Source organism: Ectothiorhodospira variabilis (assembly GCF_022227625.1).
Classification (GTDB): domain Bacteria; phylum Pseudomonadota; class Gammaproteobacteria; order Ectothiorhodospirales; family Ectothiorhodospiraceae; genus Ectothiorhodospira; species Ectothiorhodospira haloalkaliphila.
Genome location: NZ_JAJNAO010000003.1, coordinates 155,909 through 172,349, shown reverse-complemented (window position 1 = coordinate 172,349; position 16,441 = coordinate 155,909). Strand labels below are relative to the sequence as shown.

The 16,441-nt window shown below is 64.7% G+C and carries 12 protein-coding genes and 1 riboswitch; of the genes, 5 read left to right on the top strand and 7 right to left on the bottom strand.

Features of this window, described 5'->3' with window-relative positions; genetic code table 11:
- Positions 1–220: 220 nt before the first annotated feature.
- The 3 genes from cbiB to LPW30_RS05610 form a co-directional block, all read right to left on the bottom strand.
- Complete coding sequence (cbiB, locus tag LPW30_RS05620; RefSeq protein WP_025282092.1) at positions 221–1,132, bottom strand: adenosylcobinamide-phosphate synthase CbiB; 912 nt, start codon at positions 1,130–1,132, stop codon at positions 221–223.
- Between the two features lie 62 nt (positions 1,133–1,194).
- Positions 1,195–2,484: a cobyrinic acid a,c-diamide synthase CobB gene (locus LPW30_RS05615; RefSeq protein WP_239680300.1), complete on the bottom strand. Its 1,290-nt coding sequence runs from the start codon at positions 2,482–2,484 to the stop codon at positions 1,195–1,197.
- A gap of 113 nt (positions 2,485–2,597) precedes the next feature.
- On the bottom strand, positions 2,598–4,406 hold the full coding sequence (locus tag LPW30_RS05610) for a TonB-dependent receptor domain-containing protein (RefSeq protein WP_239680299.1): 1,809 nt from the start codon (positions 4,404–4,406) through the stop codon (positions 2,598–2,600).
- Positions 4,407–4,570: 164 nt separating this feature from the next.
- Positions 4,571–4,824: riboswitch (cobalamin riboswitch) on the bottom strand.
- A 585-nt stretch (positions 4,825–5,409) separates the two neighbouring features.
- On the opposite strand from LPW30_RS05610, the gene LPW30_RS05605 reads away from it, so the two are divergent.
- From LPW30_RS05605 to LPW30_RS05585, 5 genes are all read left to right on the top strand, one after another.
- Positions 5,410–6,360 carry a cobalamin-binding protein gene (locus LPW30_RS05605; protein WP_239680298.1) on the top strand — a complete coding sequence of 317 codons (951 nt, stop codon included), beginning with the start codon at positions 5,410–5,412 and terminating at the stop codon, positions 6,358–6,360.
- Positions 6,357–7,325 (top strand): FecCD family ABC transporter permease, encoded by a 969-nt coding sequence (locus LPW30_RS05600; protein WP_025281646.1) that lies wholly within the window; start codon positions 6,357–6,359, stop codon positions 7,323–7,325. The genes LPW30_RS05605 and LPW30_RS05600 overlap by 4 nt, the downstream gene beginning before the upstream one ends.
- Positions 7,326–7,327: 2 nt before the next feature.
- Entirely contained in the window at positions 7,328–8,104 is a 777-nt protein-coding gene (locus LPW30_RS05595; RefSeq protein ID WP_025281645.1) for an ABC transporter ATP-binding protein, read from the top strand.
- A gap of 113 nt (positions 8,105–8,217) precedes the next feature.
- Positions 8,218–9,465: an efflux RND transporter periplasmic adaptor subunit gene (locus LPW30_RS05590; protein ID WP_239680297.1), complete on the top strand. Its 1,248-nt coding sequence runs from the start codon at positions 8,218–8,220 to the stop codon at positions 9,463–9,465.
- A gap of 3 nt (positions 9,466–9,468) precedes the next feature.
- The gene (locus LPW30_RS05585) at positions 9,469–12,579 is read left to right on the top strand and encodes an efflux RND transporter permease subunit (RefSeq protein ID WP_239680296.1); all 3,111 of its coding nucleotides are present in this window, start codon (positions 9,469–9,471) and stop codon (positions 12,577–12,579) included.
- Between the two features lie 53 nt (positions 12,580–12,632).
- Here the strand turns inward: LPW30_RS05585 and LPW30_RS05580 are convergent, their stop codons facing one another.
- From LPW30_RS05580 to LPW30_RS05565, 4 genes are all read right to left on the bottom strand, one after another.
- The gene (locus LPW30_RS05580; RefSeq protein WP_239680295.1) at positions 12,633–13,304 is read right to left on the bottom strand and encodes a retropepsin-like aspartic protease family protein; all 672 of its coding nucleotides are present in this window, start codon (positions 13,302–13,304) and stop codon (positions 12,633–12,635) included.
- Between the two features lie 435 nt (positions 13,305–13,739).
- Positions 13,740–14,234, bottom strand: a complete 495-nt coding sequence (locus tag LPW30_RS05575) for a phosphatidylglycerophosphatase A family protein (RefSeq protein ID WP_239680294.1) — start codon at positions 14,232–14,234, stop codon at positions 13,740–13,742.
- Between the two features lie 17 nt (positions 14,235–14,251).
- Positions 14,252–15,199, bottom strand: a complete 948-nt coding sequence (gene thiL, locus LPW30_RS05570; protein ID WP_239680293.1) for a thiamine-phosphate kinase — start codon at positions 15,197–15,199, stop codon at positions 14,252–14,254.
- A 141-nt stretch (positions 15,200–15,340) separates the two neighbouring features.
- Positions 15,341–16,327, bottom strand: coding sequence for a TAXI family TRAP transporter solute-binding subunit (locus tag LPW30_RS05565; RefSeq protein WP_239680292.1), 987 nt, complete (start codon positions 16,325–16,327; stop codon positions 15,341–15,343).
- Positions 16,328–16,441: the final 114 nt, after the last annotated feature.

Below are 16,441 nucleotides of genomic sequence, written 5' to 3'. Positions count from 1 at the left end.
CCGGCCTGAGACCGGAGTGGACCTCGGGGGGACCGGGTTCCTTACAGCGGGACGCCGTGAACACATCCATGTAGGCTCTGCAGCCGCTTCCCGCGGCTGAAGCCCGCTTACAGGAACCCGCTCCCCCCGAGGTCCGGACAGTCCGGAGTCTTTTTCGAAAAGCCATTCGCGGCCAAGGGCCGCTCCCACAGGGGGTTGGCGGGGCAATCATCTGGCCTCATCACATCATGATGACCAGGGCACCGATTCCCAACACCACCAGCCAGATCCCCATGGCCCGGCGCATCAAGTCTAGCGCCCGATCGATATCCACGCCCTGGGCATCCGCGCCCTCGCCCAGATCCGGGCGCCCCTCGCTGCGTCCATGGTAGATGGCCGCCCCCCCAAGACGCACACCCAGGGCGCCCGCCCCAGCCGCCATCACCGGGCCGGCGTTCGGGCTTTTCCACGCCGTTCCCTGATGGCGCCAACAGCGGAAGGCCCGACGCGTTCCGTCGATCCCGCCCGCGGCCAGGGCATAAGCCAGGGCCGTCAGGCGCGCGGGGATGTAATTGAGCACGTCATCCAGCCGCGCCGCCGCCCAGCCAAAATGCCGGTAGCGGTCATTACGGTAACCCCACATGGCATCCAGCGTATTCACCAGCCGGTAGGCCACCACCCCGGGGGCACCCGCCACCACGAACCAGAAGATGGGGGCGAAGACGGCATCGTTACCGTTTTCCAGCACCGATTCCACGGTGGCCTTGCTGATCTCCGTCTCGTCGATATTCTGGGTGTCCCGACTCACCAGGAAGGCCACCCGCTCGCGGGCCTGTGGCAGATCCCCCTGCAACAGGGCGGCACCGATGCCGCGCCCATGCTCGCCCAGGCTGCGCCAGCCGATGGCCAGGTATAGCAGGATGAGTTCAACCGCCCAACCCCAGGCGGGCGCGGTCAACCAGGCGCTGAACAGTACCAGCGGAATCACCAGCCCCGCCACCAGCCAGGCCCCGCGGCGTCGATCGTCGGCATAACCATGGCGCTCCGCCGCATCAATCAGCGCGCCGAAACCCACCAGCGGATGCCAGCGCCGGGGTTCCCCGAGCAGGCGGTCCAGTAGCAGGGCTGCCAGGATGAGGGTGAATGTCAGCATGTCTGGGTCGTCATCTCATCAATCTCCACAGGCCATGGTGGGCACGGTGCTTTTCGCTCCCCTCATCCCCCCAACAACCTCCCCACCGCCTCGGGATTGGAGGGAAAATAAACATGCACATACGTCGCCGTCATCCCCCCCACCCGATACACCGGCTCTGACGTGGCACGCCCATTGGGGCAACGCGACCGCGCCAGCGGCGTCAGCGGCGATTCCATGGCCGAGTGATGGAAGGTATGCCCCCTCAGGACACCCTCAGGCAAAGTCACCTCCTGGGGACCCAACGACGCCAGCCTCCCCTGCATCCGCGCAGTCCCCGTCAGCAGGCCAGCCATCTCCGCGCCCTGCCCCTCCTTGTCCTCCAGCCGGTCCAGCAAATAGAGCATCCCACCACACTCGGCCAGCAGCGGTCGTCCGGCCTGCACATGATCGGCCAGGTCCCGCTTCAATCCGGCATTGGCCGCCAGGGCCTGCATATGCAGCTCCGGATACCCCCCAGGCAGATAAACCGCATCCGCCTCGGGCAAGCCTTGCCCGGCCACCGGAGAGAAGAACCGCAGACTGGCCCCCATCCGTTCCAGCAACTCCAGATTGGCGGGATAAATGAAGGCAAAGGCCTGATCCCGGGCGATGGCAATGCGCCGACCCTCCAGGGATCGCGGCACCGGCGCGGCATGACCCGGCTCAAAGGCCACCGGCGGGGGCAGCCCCTCCGGCTTCCACACCAGTTGCGCCGCGGCGGCCTCGAGTCGCGCATCGAGATCCGCGATCTCTTCGGCCTGCACCAGGCCCAGATGCCGACTGGGCAACGCGGCATCGGCGGACTTGGGCAGATAACCAAAGGCGATGAGGTACTCGGGCAGGCATTCCATGAGCATGCCGTAATGTCGTTCACCACTGATGCGATTGGCCAGCACACCGGCAAAGGGCACGTCGGAGCGAAAGGTGGAAAGACCATGGGCCAGGGCACCAAAGGTCTGGGCCATGGCCGCGCCGTTGATGGCCGGCATCACCGGGATGCCGAACCGGGCGGCGATGTCCGCGCTGGAAGGTCGCCCGTCGAACAGGCCCATCACGCCCTCCACCAGGATCAGATCCGACTCGCCCGCTGCTTCATACAGACGTTGCCGGGCGTCTTCCTCCCCTGTCATCCACATATCCAGGGTGTGCACGGGGTGTCCGCTGGCCTGCTGGTGGATCATGGGGTCGAGGAAATCCGGCCCCGCCTTGAATACCCGCACCCGCCGACCCTGGTTACGGTGGTAGCGGGCCAGTGCCGCCGTCACCGTGGTCTTGCCCTGACCGGAGCCGGTGGCGGTGATGAGCAGGGCTGGGCAATGGTGAGTGGTCATGGTCGGCCTCGTGGATTCACATCGTCGCCCTCACCCCAACCCCTTGAGGGGAAACTCCACCAACTCCCTTCTCCCCTCGGGGGAGAAGGGCCGGGGATGAGGGGCGGCGGAGGTCACTGTTGCTGGTAGTTTAACGTGACGAAGAAGGCGCGGCCGGGTTGGTTGTACCCCTTTACCGTTTCGTAGTGCTTGTCCAGCGCATTCTGGATCTTGCCGCTGAGTCGCCATTCGGGAGTGATGCGATAAGACGCTCGCAGATCAAGCAATGCAAAGCCACCCAGCCGTTCGTTATTGAGAGGATCATTGTACCGGGAACCTTCAGCCGCCACTGTCGCACCCAGCGTAAAGTCACCCCAGAACCGATCCAGATCCACACGTGCTGTAGTTTCGGGGCGCCGCTGCAATCTATTGCCCGTCTCACGATCCTCATGGTCCAGGTGAGTTAAGGCCGCCAGCGCACTCCAATCCTCTTGAAGAATACCGAACTCAAGCTCCATTCCGCGAATTCTTGCCTCATCAGTATTCTGAGCCGGCCACCCGGAAATCAAATTCTCCACCTCGGTATAAAAAATAGCTAAATCGCCGAAAAAAAGGCCTGACGCATAATTCAACCCAACTTCTAGGCTTTCCGACTTTTCTGCGTCGAGATCAGGATTGCCGTAGGGCTCGAACGGAGGATCCCAACTCAGCATTGGATTGTAAAGCTCATTGAATGTCGGTGCTTTGAATGCAGTGCCATAACTGGCACGCAAGCTCCATTGCTCCTGTAATTGCATTCCCCAAGCAATTTGGCCGGTGGTTTCGTGGCCAAAGGTCTCATTATCATCGTGCCTCAGGCTCCATGCCAGATCATACCTACCCAACTCCACCTGCCATTGCGCGTACAATCCGACATTATCTCTGCGAGTTTCCGAATAGTCGCTGGAGACATTGACACGGTCATTTTGGTAATCCATACCTAACGTGAGCATGTGGCGCTCCGCGAGAGCCACATCATTTTGCCAATTAAAAAGATTCCTCGATGTCTCAAACTTACTAGGCCAGTCGCTAAATGTTTCCAACTCATCTCGACTATGGGCAACTGAAAAAGTACTGTACCAAATGTCCGCCAATTGCCCACGCACGCCAAATTGTGAGGCGTGCTGTCTGAATTCCTGCCTATCACCCGACCCACCACTGTCAAAATCACTCTCACCTTCCGCATGTAGCAGAGAGCCGAAAATCTCAAAGCCGTTTTTCAACTCATGAGACAAGCGGGCCGACACGGAGCTATTCTCATAACCATCCCGGCGATCATCGGCGGTCTCGTCTTGCACATTGATGCCATCAGTGGATAAATGACTGACTGAGAGATTGTAGCGAGTACTTCCCGTGGAACCGGACAGGCCCGCACCCATCTCCCTGGTATTGAAAGAGCCTGCACCCAGATGTGCCCGAAGTTTCGCGGGACCATCCCCTTCCTTGGTAAACACCTGAATAACTCCACCGATAGCATCCGACCCATAAAGACTGGTTCGTGGTCCACGGACAATCTCTACGCGCTCAATCTCTGCAGGAGGTAAATATTGCCACGCAGCTTGCCCCGTGGTTGCTGATCCCATCCGCACCCCATCAACCAGCAACAAAGTGTGATCCGAGTTAGTCCCACGCATGAAAAGACTGGTGGTCTTGCCAAAAGGCCCGTTCTGGGTCAGGCCAATACCCGCCCGCCCCCTCAACAAATCCACAAACTCCTTCGGCTGCAACCGCTCGATCTCCTCCCGCTCGATCACGGTCACGGAGGCCAGGGTCTGGTCGGTGGTCTGGGCTGTGCGGGTGGGGGTGACCAGGATGGGGTCCAGTTGGGCCACCTGTTCCTGGGCAGTAGCGAGGGAAGGAATGGCCAGCAGAACGGCTGCCGGCAGGAAGGATCGGGTTTGCATGAGTATGTGCTCTCCGGTGCGCCGCCCGCGCACCTGTGTATGGGCCAGGGTGCGGCACGAGGAGAGCAGCGGATCAATCAGACCCATCGGTGCAAGGCGCACCGGAAAGCCAGATCCACCGGAATGAGACCCGAGAAGACGAGCCGCGCAAAGCCCTCCGCAATGCCGCGTGAACGCATCAGGCCGGTCTCCGGGCTCGCGGACGGGTCATCTTTGACCGGGTCAAGGCACCTTCCCACGCTTGCGCGCAGTGGCTTCACGCCTTGCCGGGGTTGCTGCGCTGACATGCAGAAACCCTCGTCTCGCCTACCGTTGCGGGGGCAGCGCCGGACTGGTCTGCTGAATCTGGCAGACATACCGGCTTCCCGTTTCACCAGACGGATGTCAATCATCTGGCACCTGAAGCGAGGCGGTATCATACGCAAACGATTGTGGATATTCCAATGCGGGCCGCAGGGGTTACTGTCAGGGCAGATGGACATCCATGCACCTGAGGCGCGCCCATTCGCGGCCGAGGGCCGCTCCCACAAGGCTCCATTCAAGCCTGGGAGCCCCCCCCCGAACGCAAGCCCCAACGCGTCCGGTCTGCCTCCGGGGTGGGTTTCTGGAGGCGGGTGTTCGCCGCATGGATGCGGCGGTCAAGCCTACAGGGACGTATTCACGGCGTCCCGCCGCAAGAAATGCACCCCGGAGGCAGACCCTGGGCACGGCGCAAAGCCCAGGCACCCTGGAGGCAGACCCCAGGCATACTGCAAAGCCCAGGCACCCTGGAGGCAGACCCCAGGCATGCAGCAAAGCCCAGGCGCATGGGAGGAAGGCCTTTGGGCACGGTGCAAAACCCAGGCACACAGGAGGTATCAGACCCATTCGCGGCCGAGGGCCGCTCCTACAGGAGGCGGGCGCTGGGAGGGTTGGATACCGGTGGGCGCGGAGGATCATGCAGGTGGTCAGCACCCGCATCGCTGTTATGATGCCCTCCTTTCAAGCGCCCGACCCCAACACCATGAGACACCCCAACCACATAAGCCATACACCTCCAATTCCCCGCAAATGGGCACAAATAGCCGCCATTTGCGCCCTTCTTACAAGCGCTCCAGCAATCACAAACGCTCACGCGCAGCCCGTGACGGTCACCGATGACAAGGGCCGGGAGGTGCACCTGGAGGCACCAGCCAAACGCATCATCAGCCTCGCTCCGCACATCACTGAAAACCTTTTTGCCCTGGGGGCCGGTGATCAGATCGTTGGGGCCGTCAACTACAGCGACTACCCTGAAGCCGCCGAGGACATCCCCCGGGTGGGCAGCTACAAACAACTGGATCTGGAATCCATCCTGGCCCTGGAACCGGACCTGGTGGTGGCCTGGGAGAGCGGCAACGTGCGGGCCCAGCTGGAACGCCTGGAAGCCCTGAACTACCCCCTCTACTTCAGTAATCCGCAAACCTTCGAACAACTGGCCTCCGGGCTGGAGCGCCTGGGACATCTCACCGGGCACACCACGGGTGGCGAAGAGGCGGGTGCCCAGGTGCGCCGCACCCTCACCGAACTCGAAGACCGCTATGGCGAACAACCCCCCGTCAGCGTCTTCTACCAGGTATGGGATCGCCCGCTGATGACCCTCAATGACGAACACCTCATCTCCCAGGCCATCCGCCTCTGCGGCGGCCAGAACATCTTCGGCCACCTGGATACCAAGGTGCCGCGCCTGGATCGCGAGGTCGTCCTCGCCGCCAACCCCGAAACCATCATCGGCGGCGGCATGGGCGAGGACAACCCACAATGGGTGGAGGACTGGCGCCGCTGGTCCGACATGACCGCCGTGCAGCGGGACAATCTCTTCTTCATCCCCCCGTCCCTGATCCAGCGCCCCACGCCGCGCATCCTGGAAGGCACCCGGATGATCTGCGATTTCCTTGAAACCGCCCGCGAACGTCGCCCGGAGGGCGATGAGTGACGCGCCTGGCGTTCATCCTGACCATCCTGCTGGGGGGCTCGCTGGCCGCCGTAATGACGGCCGTGGCCGTGGGGAGCGTGCCGCTCACCCCTGCCGAGACCCTGGCGGTGCTGACCGGCGGCGGCGAGCCCCTGCATCGCACCCTGATCCTGGAGCTGCGCCTGCCCCGTACCCTGGCCGCCTTTGCCACCGGCGGACTGCTGGCGGTGGCCGGCGCCCTGATGCAGGTCCTGTTGCGCAACCCCCTGGCCGACCCCTACGTACTGGGCCTGTCGGGCGGGGCGGCGGTGGGCGCCCTGCTGGCCATGCTGGCGGGGCTGGGCACCGTGGTGGTCTCCGGCTCGGCCTTCATCGGCGCCATGATCTCCACCCTGATCGTCTTCGGCCTGGCCCATGGTACCGGCAGCTGGACGCCCACCCGCCTGCTGCTCACCGGCGTGGTGGTGGCCGCCGGCTGGGGGGCCTTCATTAGTTTCATGCTGGCGGTCAGCCCCACCGAGGAACTCCCCGGGATGCTGTACTGGTTGATGGGGGACCTGTCCCACGCTCACAGCATCTGGCCGGCCTGGACAGTGCTGGTGCTGGTGGTGCTGGCCGCCATGCCCCTGGGGCGCAGCCTCAACGTGCTGGCCCGCGGACCCATGCAAGCTGCGGCGCTGGGAGTGGCGGTGCGGCCACTGGAATGGACCATCTATATTGTGGCCGCCCTGGTCACCGCAACGGCGGTGACAGTGGCGGGCAGCATCGGCTTTGTCGGCCTGGTGGTGCCTCATATGCTGCGCCTGGTGCTGGGCAATGACCAGCGCATCATCCTGCCCGCCTCGGCCCTGGCGGGAGGCATCCTGCTCACCCTGGCAGACACCCTGGCGCGCACCATCATCGCACCACAGCAGTTGCCGGTAGGGGTGATCACGGCAATGCTGGGGGTGCCGGTGTTCCTCTATCTTCTGCACAGGAGCAGGTGACCATGGCATCCCCCCTGCTGGAACTGGTCGACCTGGTCGTCGACATCCCCGGCCGCCCGGACGGCGCGCCCCTCAACCTGGGTGTGGGGGCCGGAGAATGCTGGGGCGTGCTGGGCCCCAACGGGGTGGGCAAGAGCACCCTGTTGCACACCCTGGCAGGACTGCGCCCGGCGCGTCGTGGAAGCCTGCGGCTGGAGGGCAAACCCATCCACCAACTGCCCAGGCGCCAGATCGCCCGGCATCTGGGAATGGTCTTTCAGGATCGTCAGGATGGTTTCCCCGCATCGGTGCTGGAAACCGCCCTCATCGGCCGTCACCCTTATCTGCGCGCCTGGGAACTGGAATCGGCGGAAGACTACGCCGCGGCACAGGCGGCCCTGGCCCGGGTTGACCTCACCGGCATGGAGGAACGCCCCATCGCCACGCTGTCCGGAGGCGAGCGACAGCGACTGGCCATCGCCACCGCGCTCACCCAGGACCCCCAGGTATTTTTGCTGGACGAACCCACCAATCACCTGGACCTGCATCACCAGGTGGAGGTACTGGATATCGTCCGCGGGATGGTGACCCAGGGGCGCGGGGCGATCCTCACCATGCATGACGTGAACCTGGCTGCCCGCTACTGCGATCACCTGCTGCTCATGTACCCCACCGGTGAGGCCTGCTGGGGAACCACTCGGGACATGTTGGTGCCAAAGGCGCTGGAGAAGCTGTACAGCCAGCCCCTGGCCGTCGGTGAAGTGGATGGCATGCCGGTCTTCCTGCCGCTGGGACGTTAGGGTTTTGACGGTTTCCTTGGCATCGCCTCCCCGTCCATGAGTAGAATGATTCCAAAACCACCGCGGCCACGCCGGATCCGGTCGCACGCCCAACAAGGACTCCCTCACTCCCAATGAAGCTACCCCAACCGGTTCGCCGCTTCCTGCCCCTCATCCTCCTTGCCCTGGGCATCCTTGGCTTCATCCTGCTCCTGATCACCCGCCCGGAACAGCCTCCCCGGGAGGTGGCTGAGCGGGCCTGGCGTGTGGATGTGCAGGAAATCGAACTGCAGACGCTATCGCCACAACTCACCCTGTACGGCCACGTCACCTCGCCAAGGGCCGCCAGCCTCCGGGCTGCGGTGGAGGCCGACGTGACCCAGGTGCCCGCGGAGGAAGGGCGGCGGGTTGAGGCCGGCGACACCCTGGTGGAACTGGACACGCGCGAACTGAGCCTGCTGGTGGACCAGCGACAGGCCGACCTGGATGATCTGCAGGCCCAGTTGCGTGCCCTGGAACGCAGTCATGCAAGGAACCAGGAAGCCCTGAAGCGGGAACAGACCCTGCTGGCACTGGCCCGACGTTCCGTGGAGCGCGCCGAGGACCTGCAACGACGTAACGTGGGCTCCCCCACCGCTGTGGAGGATGCCCAGCGCACCCTGGAGCAACAGGCCCTGGCCGTGGCCAACCGCCGACTGGCAGTGGAAGACTTCGAAGCCCAGCGTGAGCAAATCAAGGCCCGCGCCCGCCGCGCCGAATCATTGCTGGAACAGGCCAGGCTGGATCTGGAGCGCAGCCGCCTCACCGCCCCCTTCGACGCCCGCATCTCCCAGGTGCAGGTGGCACCGGGAGACCGGGTGCGCGTGGGGGATGCCCTCGTGGCCCTCTATGACCTGGAAGCCCTGGAGGTGCGCGCCCGCATCCCCGCCACCTACATGCCGCGCGTGCGGGCGGCGCTTGAGGCGCACGATGCGCCCCAAGCCATGGGTCAGGTGGACGGTCTGGAAGTCTCCCTCACCCTCGCCCGACTCGCCGGCGAAAGCCCCGCAGGTGGTGCAGGCGTGGAAGGCATCTTCCGGGTCCACTCAGGCGCCGGGGAGATCCCCCTGGGCCGCTTCATGACCGTGCGCCTCTCCCTGCCGGCGCAAACGGACGTGATCGCCCTGCCCTTCGAGGCCCTGTACGGTCTGGACCGCATCTATCGCCTGGAGGAGGACCGCATGCGTCGTATCGGCGTGGAACGCATCGGCGAATGGACCGACGCCTCCGGTCGGGAAAGAGTGCTGGTGGCCAGCCCCGAACTGTCCACTGGCGATCGGATCATCGTCACCCGCCTGCCCAATGCCATGGACGGGCTGCGCGTCAGCGTCGAGGGCGAGTAACCCATGACCCGTTCCCGAGGTGTGATCGGTTTCTTCCTGCGTCATCCCGTGGCCGCCAATCTGCTGGTGGTGCTGATGCTGCTGTCCGGGTCCTGGGCCCTGCTCAAGCTCAATACCCAGTTCTTCCCCACCTTTGCGCTGGACTTTGTCACCGTGCAGGTCACCTGGACCGGTGCCAGCGCCGAGGACGTGCAGCAGGGCATCACCATCCCCCTGGAGCAGGAACTGCGCACCGTGGACGGTCTGCGCAACCTCACCTCCACCTCATCCCTGGGTGTCGCCGCCATCACCCTCGAGTTCGAGTCAGGCACCGACATGACCCTGGCCACCGACCAGGTCAAGGACCGGGTGGCCCAGCAACGCAACCTTCCAGACGCCGCCGAAACCCCGGTGGTCACACGGGTGATCCGGTATGAGCCCATCGCCCGGCTGCTGATCACCGGCCCCGATGATCTGCGGGAACTGCGACCAATGGTGCGAGACCTGGAACGCCAACTGCTGGATGCAGGGATTGCCCGGGTGGAGTTCACCGGCCTGCCCGAGGAGCAGATGGCCATCCAGGTGCCTACCGCTCAGCTGCTGGACCTGGGCATGTCCTTGAACCAGGTGGGGGAGCGCGTGGATGACCTTTCCCGGGATCTTCCCGCCGGCATCGTGGGCCGCGACGACACTGCCCGACAACTGCGCAGCCTGGAACAGGGCCGCGAGGCCATGGATTTCGCGCGCCTGCCCTTGCGCTCGGAGACCGAGGGCGGGTTGATCCTGCTGGGCGACGTGGCCGAGATCGAGCGCCGCCCCCGGGACAATCAAACCTTCATCCGCTATCAGGGCAAACCCGCCGTGGAACTGGCCCTGCAACGCACCGAACAGGACGATGCCCTGGAAGCCGCCGCGGTCATTCAGGACTGGCTGGCAGAGGTGGAACCCACCCTGCCCCCGGATGTGGACATCCACGTCTACGACCAATTCTACGAGCCCCTGATGGAACGCATCGGGCTGCTCCTCAAGAACGGGGCCGGTGGCCTGCTGCTGGTACTGGGCATCCTCTTCCTGTTCCTCAATGGCCGCCTGGCACTGCGGGTGGCCCTGAGCATCCCCGTGTCCTTCACTGCCGCCTTCCTGGCCCTGTGGGCCCTGGGCGGCAGCATCAACATGATCTCCCTGTTCGGCTTCATCATGTCCCTGGGGATCATCGTCGACAATGCCATTGTCGTCAGCGAACACGCCTACACCCAGTATCAACGGGGCATGAAGGCCGATCAGGCCGCCGAACGCGGGGCAAGGCGCATGCTGGCCCCGGTGATCTCCGCCTCGCTCACCACCGTGGCCGCCTTCCTGCCACTGATGCTCATCGGCGGCATCATCGGCAATATCCTGTTCGACATCCCGCTGGTGGTGATCTGCGTGATCCTGGCCACCCTGCTGATCAGCTTCCTGGTGCTTCCCTACCACCTGAAGAACAGCCTGGAGAAGGTCCAGCCACCGCGTCCGGGGTCCTTCCGGGCGGGCTTCGATCAACGCTTTGAGGCCTTCCGCGAGGGCCCATTCCGACGCCTGGTGACCGGGTCCGTGAACAATGCAGGCCTCACCCTGGCTGGCGGCGTGGCGGTACTCATCCTGGCGGTGGGTCTGCTGGCCGGAGGCCGCTTGGGGTTCACCTTCTTCCCTTCCCCGGAAGGCACGGTGATCAACGCCTCGGCCCATTTCGTGGCAGGCACCCCGCCACAGCGGGTGGACGGTTTCCTGAAACACATGGAAGAAGAGCTCTACGCCACCGAAGAGGCCCTGGGCGGCGATCTGGTGCGCAACGTGGTGGTCCGCGCCGGCAAGGGGGTGGAAGGCGGAGGGGCCGATCAGGCCCCGTCCGGCGATCAGTTCGGCTCCATCCTCGTGGAACTCATCTCACCCGACCAGCGTGAGGTGCGCAACACCCAGTTCATCCGCGAATGGCAGTCCCGCATCCGCGAACCGGCGGGCATGGAGATGTTCAGCGTCACCGAGCGTCAGGCCGGGCCGCCAGGGCGGGACGTGGATGTGCGTTTGACAGGGGATGATCCCGACCGGGTCAAGGCTGCAGGCCTGGATCTGGCAGAAACCCTCAATGACTTCCCCGGCGTGTTCGCGGTAGAAGACAACATGCCCTTCGGGCGTGAACAGCTCATCTACCGGCTCACCCCGGAAGGCCTGGCCCAGGGCCTGACCACGGAATCACTCGGCCAGCAGTTGCGGGCAGCCTTCGATGGTCACCTGGCCCAGATCTACCAGGAGGGCCTGGAGGAGATCGAGGTGCGGGTGCTGTTACCGGATAACGAACGGCATCATACGGTCACCCTGGATCGTTTCGCCGTCATCCTGCCCGATGGGGGCATGGCTCCCCTGGACACCGTGGCGCAGTTGAGTCCCCGCCAGGGCTTCGAGACCCTGCGCCGTGCCGAGACCCGGCTGGCCATTGCCGTCTCGGCCGAGGTGGATCGTTCGGTGAACAATGCCGGGCGCATTCGTGAACAGCTGGCTGAAGACGTCCTGCCCGAGCTCACCCAGCGTCATGGGGTGGAGTGGTCCTTCGAGGGGCGCGCTGCGGATCAGGCGGACACCCTGGGCGACATGCGCACGGGCCTGATCTTCGCCCTGGCCCTGATCTACCTGACGCTGGCCTGGGTGTTCGGCTCCTACGGCTGGCCCCTGGTGGTGATGGCCATCATTCCCTTTGGCCTGCTGGGCGCCCTGGTGGGTCACTGGGTGCTGGGCATGGAGCTCACCATCCTGTCCCTGTTCGGCCTGTTCGGCCTGACGGGCATCGTGGTGAACAACTCCATCATCCTGGTGAGTTTCTATCAATCATTGCGTGGCGAGGGCCTGGCCCAGGATGAGGCCATCATCGAGGCCTCCTGCCAACGCCTGCGCGCAGTGGTGCTCACCTCGTTCACCACCATCGCCGGCCTGATGCCGCTGCTGTTCGAACGCTCCGTACAGGCCCAGTTCCTGGTGCCCATGGCGGTGTCCATCGTCTTTGGCCTGGCCTTCGCGACAGTGCTGGTGCTGGTGGTCATCCCGGCGCTGCTGGCGATTCACGAGCGGCTGGCGAGCCGGTGGGGACAGGCGCAGACAGCTTGATTGCAGCCTTGAGCCCCTCTCCCCGCCGGGGAGAGGGGTTGGGGTGAGGGGTCTCAGTACCGCCCCTCCAGCACCAGCGCACTCCCCTCATTACGCATGTCCACCCGCCCCAGAAAACTCATCCCCAACAGGGCAACGGGCGGCTCCCGCCCCTGCAGCACCAGCGCCGGCACATTGCGCTGCTCGATCCCTCCCACCCGCACACGATCCAGCGTGACCCGGTAGGCAAACTCCGTCCCCGACGCCGTCTGCACCGGCGTGAGCGTGCCGCGCGCATAATTCACCCCCAGCCGCCGCGCCTCGGGCGCATTCAGCACCACCGCCGAGGCCCCCGTATCCACCAGAAAGGTCAGCGCATGACCATTCACCGCCCCCGCGGTGGTCAGTGCCCCCTGGGAATTGGGATACACGCGAGCCGATCCTGAAACACGTGGCTGAAAACTGCCCCCCGCGCGACCCGCGCCGATCCCGATCTGCGTCGTGCGCCCATTCACCTCCACGGTGACCGTACCACTGCGACTATCCGCCGCCCGCAGGGTAACGCCCTCTGGACTCACCTCCCCCACCTGCAGCACGCGGCGCTCGCCGTCCACCTCCATCACCGCTTGCTCACCAAACACCCCCACCACCTGAATATCCAGTGCGGCCGCGCCCGGCGATGCCAACAGGAACAGCAGACCGGTCACCAGGGTGACCAAAGCGAAACGGGAAAGGTAAGTTCTCATGAGGAAATTATAGCGCGCCACGCCGCCGCGCACTCCTGTCAACTGCCGCTGGCCCCTGTTGGATTGGCTGCCGAAATCGGCGCCGACGACGCCCACCCTGCCCCCTGTGGGAGCGGCCCTCGGCCGCGAATGGCCTTTCGAAAAAAACTCCGATGTGTCCGGACCTCGGGGGGAGCGGGTTCCTGTAAGCGGGCTTCAGCCGCAGGAAGCGGCTGCAGAGCCTACATGGATGTATTCACGGCGTCCCGCTGGAAGGAACCCGGTCCCCCCGAGGTCCACTCCGATCTCTGATCTGGGGCTGCAAACGAGGACTCAGCCATTCGCGGCCGAGGGCCGCTCCCACAGGTGGCTCTTCATTGATCCCTGCCGCCGGAGATCAGCAGGCGACCGACGCTGCTCCCAGAAGGGGATGCTTCATGGTATTCGGGAATCGACTCAGATCAACCACCAGGCCAGGGCTTGCAACACGATCAGGGCATAGATACCCGCCAGCACATCGTCCAGCATGATGCCGGTGCCGCCTTCCAGGTGCTTGTCCAGCCAGCCGATGGGCCAGGGCTTGAGGATGTCGAACAGGCGGAACAGGACGAACCCCACGAGGATCCAGATCCACCCGGCCGGGGCGGCGATCATGGTGATGAGAAAGCCGGCAATCTCGTCCCAGACGATGCCAGGGTGGTCGTGTACCCCCAGGCGTCGGGAGCTCTCGCCGCAGATCCAGATGCCCACGGCCACCACCAGGGCGGTGATGAGCAGGTAGGCCCACAGGGGCAGCCCCTGCAGGAGCAGGAAGATGGGGATGGCCGCCACCGTGCCTGCTGTGCCGGGGGCTTTGGGAGATAGGCCGCTGCCGAAGCCGAAGGCCAGGAAGTGCACCGGGTCGCGGAGGATCTGGCGGGCCGGGGGTGTTTGTGTGGATTTGTTGGGCATGATGTGGGTCGGTGTTTTCAGTTGCCGAAATGAGAGTAGCCACCCTGTTCGAGGGTGAGGGATGCGCCATCGGGGCCCAACACCCGCAGGCCGGGGTCGGCTTCGATGCGGCCAATGACGGTGGCCGGGCAGCCCTGCCCTGCCAGTTGTTCACGGATGGGTTCCACATCCGCCTCCCTCAGGGTGAACAGCAGTTCGTAGTCGTCGCCGCCGGCCAGGGGGTATTGCCAGTTCGTGCCATCCCCCATGGCATGACGGAAGGCCTCGGAGAGCGGCAGTGCGCCGGCCTGAAGGGTGGCGCCCATGCCCGAGGCCTTGAGCACATGCCCCAGATCCTGGACCAGGCCGTCGGAGATGTCGATACCGGCATGGGCGCGGCCGCGCAGGATGTGTCCGGCGGCGATGCGGGGGGTGGGTCGGGTGAGGCGGGCGCGCAGGGTGGGGTCCGGGTTCGGGTGGTCCCATTGCGCCAGGGCCAGGGCGGCGTCGCCCAGGGTGCCGGTGACCAGGATGTGGTCGCCGGGCCGGGCGCCGTCGCGGCGCAAGGCCTGATCCGGGGGGACATGGCCCATGACCTGGACGGTGATGGTGAGCGGTCCGCGGGTGGTGTCGCCGCCGATGAGATCAACGGCGTGTTCTCGGGCCAGGGTGTGGAAGCCGTCGGCGAAGGCTGTAAGCCAGGTGTCGTCGTGTTCGGGCAGGGTGAGTGCCAGCGTGGCCCAGCGAGGGGTGGCGGCCATGGCGGCCAGGTCGCTGAGGTTGACGGCCAGGGCCTTGTGGCCGATGTCCCGGGGGTGGGTGTCCTTGGGGAAATGCACGCCGGCAACCAGAGTGTCCACGCACACGGCCAGGTGCTGGTGGGCGGGCGGCTGGATGATGGCGGCATCGTCACCGACGCCCAGGAGGGTGTCGGGGGATGTGTTGACGGGGGTGAAGTGGCGTTGGATGAGGTTGAATTCTTTCACTGTGAAGCCGCTTGAAGCCCCTCACCCGCTGGCAGGAGCTTTTCTGAACTTGAGCCCCTCGCCCGCTGGCAGGGGCTTTTCTGGACTTGAGCCCCTCTCCCGCTGGCGGGAGAGGGGTTGGGGTGAGGGTGCGGAGGGCATTCACTCCTCCAGCAGCCCCACCTCCCGATAATACCGCTTGGCCCCCTCATGCAACGGCGCCGACAACCCCTGCTGCACCATGCTCTCCTTCTCCAGCACCCCGAAGGCCGGGTGCATGCCCTTGAAGGTCTCGAAGTTGTCGAAGACCGCCTTCACCAGGGTATACACCGCCTGCTCGGTGGTGGCCGTGGACGACACCAGGGTGGCGCCCACACCGAAGGTGTCCACGTCATTCTCCTGGCCGGGATACATGCCCGCCGGGATGGTGGCGCTGAAGTAATACGGTGTGTCATCCACCAGCCCATCGACCACCTCGCCGCTCACCGGCACCAGACGGGCGCCGCAGGTGGCGATGGGCTCCTGGATGGCGGAGGACGGGTGACCCACGGTGAACAGGACCACATCGATGCGATTGTCACACAGGGCCTGACCCTGCTCCCGTGAGGGCAGTTCCGAGGCCAGGGAGAAATCATCCATGGTCCAGCCATAGGCCTCCATCAGACGCTCCACGGTGCCCCGCTGACCCGACCCCGGGTTGCCCACGTTCACCCGCTTGCCCTTGATGTCCTCGAAATGCTGGATGTCGCTGTCCTGACGCACCAGCACCGTGAAAGGCTCTGGATGCAGGGACATCACGGCGCGCAGGTTCTCATCGGGGCCGGCATCGGCAAAGCGGTCGGTACCCTGCCAGGCATGATGCTGCCAGTCGGACTGCACCACGCCCAGATCCATCTCCCCGGCGCGGATGGAATTGAGGTTGAACACCGAGCCGCCGGTGCTCTCGGCATTGCAGCGAATGCCGTGCTCCGCGCGGTCGCGATTCACCAGCTGACAGATGCGCTGTCCGGTGGGGTAATACACGCCCGTGACGCCCGCCGTGCCGATGGTGAGGAACCGCTGATCGGCCATGACCGGGTTGCTGACCAGGGTGGTGGCCAGGCCTGCAAGAAGCAGGGTAAAGCCTTTCTTCATCAACCGTTTGCGCATGCTTCGTCCTCCAGTGTGTGAGGGCCAGGTTGTGACTGTTTTCAGGGTTTTACGTGCGTCTGGCGCCAAAATCCGCTAACATTCAAGCCTTTTTCCGAAGTCTAATCAATCCGC